Annotated in this window: 3 protein-coding genes; all 3 read right to left on the bottom strand. The window is 59.3% G+C overall.

Features of this window, described 5'->3' with window-relative positions; translation table 11 throughout:
- Positions 1 to 636 (bottom strand): bifunctional 4-hydroxy-2-oxoglutarate aldolase/2-dehydro-3-deoxy-phosphogluconate aldolase (locus AC1DRJ_RS22740; protein WP_477804125.1); only part of this gene is annotated, 636 nt, incomplete at its 3' end.
- A 17-nt stretch (positions 637 to 653) separates the two neighbouring features.
- Positions 654 to 1367, bottom strand: coding sequence for a 6-phosphogluconolactonase (gene pgl, locus AC1DRJ_RS22735; protein ID WP_477804124.1), 714 nt, complete (start codon positions 1365 to 1367; stop codon positions 654 to 656).
- Positions 1354 to 2823, bottom strand: coding sequence for a glucose-6-phosphate dehydrogenase (zwf, locus tag AC1DRJ_RS22730; protein WP_477804123.1), 1470 nt, complete (start codon positions 2821 to 2823; stop codon positions 1354 to 1356). Before zwf ends, pgl begins: the two co-directional genes overlap by 14 nt.
- Between the last annotated feature and the right edge of the window lie 285 nt (positions 2824 to 3108).

Below are 3108 nucleotides of genomic sequence, written 5' to 3'. Positions count from 1 at the left end.
GCATTCCTGAATGCGGGCCCAGTCGCCGTTCTTGATCCACTCCGGATCAAGCATCCAGCTACCGCCCACGCACATGACGTTTTTCAACGCCATGTAGCTCTTGATGTTGGCCGGGCCGACGCCGCCCGTCGGGCAGAATTTCACTTCGCCGAACGGACCACCCAGGGCCTTGATAGCGGCGACGCCGCCGCTCACTTCCGCCGGGAACAACTTGAAGCGGCGATAGCCCAGGCCATAGCCTTCCATGATGCCGGAGGCGTTGCTGATCCCCGGCAACAGCGGGATCGGGCTGTTGACGCTGGCTTCGAGCAGATCACGGGTGATGCCCGGCGTGACGATGAATTGCGAGCCGGCCGCTTCGGCAGCGGCGAGCATGTGGCGATCCAGCACGGTGCCGGCACCGGTCATCAGTTCCGGGCGCTGTTCGCGCAGGATCTGAATGGCTTTGAGGCCGAACTGCGAACGCAGGGTTACTTCCAGGGCGGTCAGGCCACCGGCGGCCAGGGCGTCGGCCAGCGGCAGCACGTCCTGTTCGCGAGCGATGGTGATTACCGGCAGAATCCGCGCCTTGGCGCAGAGGCTGTCGATCAGGGCAACTTTGTCCGCCATGGAAACGGTCGGGGATGGGGTTGTCATAGCGGCTGTTCCTTGGCTCATGGGCACCAGTAGATCTCTAACGTAGGTTGCAAAAACGCGCGAATCGGCATGGCGGCGACATCGTCGGCGGCCAATGCGGCACTCAAGGTGGTCAGCTTGGACTGACCGGAAATCGATAAAACTTTGTGCTTGGCCGAGGCCAACAGCGCACGGCTCATGGTCAATCGCTGATGCGGCACGGTGGGCGCCAGCATCGGGTAGCAACGGCGTGTGCCGTCGGCTTTCAAGGCGTCAGCCAGGTTCGGGCTGTTTGGGAACAACGACGCGGTGTGACCGTCATCGCCCATGCCCAACACCAAGACGTCGATCACCGGCAGTTCGGACAGCAAACGGTCGGCCTGCTCTGCGGCCTGTTCAAGGTTGGTGCTGGCGCTGTACAAGCTCAGGAACTGAGCCTTGGCCGCCGGGCCTTGCAACAGATAACGCTTGAGCAAACCTGCATTACTGTCGGCGTGTTCTACCGGCACCCAACGCTCATCGGCCAGGCTGACCACCACGTTCGACCAGTCCAGCGCCTGTTTAGCCAGATGCTGGAAAAACGCCACTGGACTGCGACCACCGGACACCACCAGCGTGGCGGTGCCTTGGGTCTCGATCGCTTCGCTCAGTTGCTTGGCGACCGTCAGTGCCAAAGCTTCAGCCAACAGCACCGGGCTCTTGAACCCATGGGCGCTGACGCCCTGAGGGAGTTTCAATTCAGATATCGCCATACCACGACCTCCCGTCCCGCGTGATCAGAGCAATGGAGCTCATCGGTCCCCAGGACCCGGCCGCGTACGGCTTGGGCGCATCACCGGATTTTTTCCACCCGGCGATCAACTGGTCACACCACTTCCACGCGGCTTCGATTTCATCTTTACGGACAAACAGGTTCTGATTGCCACGCATCACTTCCAGCAGTAACCGCTCGTAGGCATCGGGAATCCGCGCGCTGCGATAGGTGTCGGAAAAGTTCAGCTGCAACGGACCGCTGCGCAGCTGCATGCCCTTGTCCAGGCCTTGTTCTTTGGTCATCACGCGCAAGGAAATGCCTTCGTCCGGTTGCAGGCGGATAATCAGCTTGTTGCTGATTTGCAGGCGCTGCTCAGGGGCGAAGATGTAATGCGACGGTTCCTTGAAGTGAATGACGATCTGCGACAGTTTTTGCGGCATGCGCTTGCCGGTCCGCAGGTAAAACGGTACACCGGCCCAACGCCAGTTGCGGATATCGGCACGCAAGGCGACGAAGGTTTCGGTGTCGCTCTGGGTGTTCGAATTCGGTTCTTCCAGATAACCCGGGACCGGCTTGCCTTCGCTGTAGCCGGCGATGTATTGACCGCGCACCACCTGAGTGGTCAGCCCTTCCGCGCTGATCGGTGCCAGCGCCTTGAGGACTTTGACTTTTTCGTCGCGGATGCTGTCGGCGGACAGGTCGGCCGGCGGGTCCATGGCGATCAGGCAAAGCAGTTGCAGCAGGTGATTCTGGATCATGTCCCGCAGTTGTCCGGCCTTGTCGAAGTAACCCCAACGGCCTTCGATCCCGACCTTCTCCGCCACGGTGATTTCCACGTGGGAGATGTAGTTCTGGTTCCACTGGGTTTCGAACAGGCTGTTGGCAAAACGCAGCGCGATGAGGTTTTGAACCGTCTCTTTACCCAAGTAGTGGTCGATGCGGTAGGTACGGTTTTCCGGGAAGAACTGCGCCACGGCGTCGTTAACCTTGCGCGAGGATTCCAGGTCCGAGCCGATGGGTTTTTCCAGTACCACGCGGGTGTTTTCCGCCAGGCCGACCTTGGCCAGGTTCTCGCAAATCGCGCCGTAAACGGCAGCCGGTGTTGCAAAGTAGGCAATCACACGCTGAGCGCTGCCGGCTATATCGGCCAGGGTGACGTAATCGTCAGGATTGAGGAAGTCGACGTGCAAATAGCTCAGTCGAGCCAGAAAGCGCTCGGCTACCGCTTCGTCCAGCGATTCGGCCCCCACATAACGCCGCAGCTCCGAGGCGATGAATGCCAGGTGCTGCTGCTCGGTGCCGGGCTCGCGGGCCAGCGCGATAACGCGCGTATCCTCGTGCAAGAGGCCTGCGCCGTCGAGTTGATAGAGGGCAGGAAACAGCTTGCGCAAGGCCAGATCGCCAAGGGCGCCGAACAAGGCAAAGGTGCACGGTTCAACCGTAATCGAAGGCATGATGTTTGTTCTTTTATCAAGTTAAGCTACAAATACCTTTTTTCAAGGCATCGCTCAAGAGAAAATGTAGTAATAACCACAACATTTTCGCAAAATACAGATTCGAAGTGGTGGTCGGTCGGGGCCATCAGTAGGATAGGCCACCGTTTGGGGCCGCATCCAAGGCCCTTTTGGCATAGCCGAACTCTAATTTGCGCAGCTGACCCAAGGAACATATATGGACCGCATGCGAAATTTACTGGAACAGATCCAGAACCGCCTTGAAGACCTGAACAAGGCTGAACG

The organism is Pseudomonas sp. P5_B2, from assembly GCF_056400445.1.
This window is presented reverse-complemented; position numbering and strand designations above follow the sequence as displayed.

What these genes read in the sequence shown, in the direction of transcription:
- pgl (WP_477804124.1), bottom strand. Translation starts at nt 1,367, where the DNA reads ATGGCGATATCTGAATTGAAACTCCCTCAGGGCGTCAGCGCCCATGGG.
- zwf (WP_477804123.1), bottom strand. Translation starts at nt 2,823, where the DNA reads ATGCCTTCGATTACGGTTGAACCGTGCACCTTTGCCTTGTTCGGCGCC.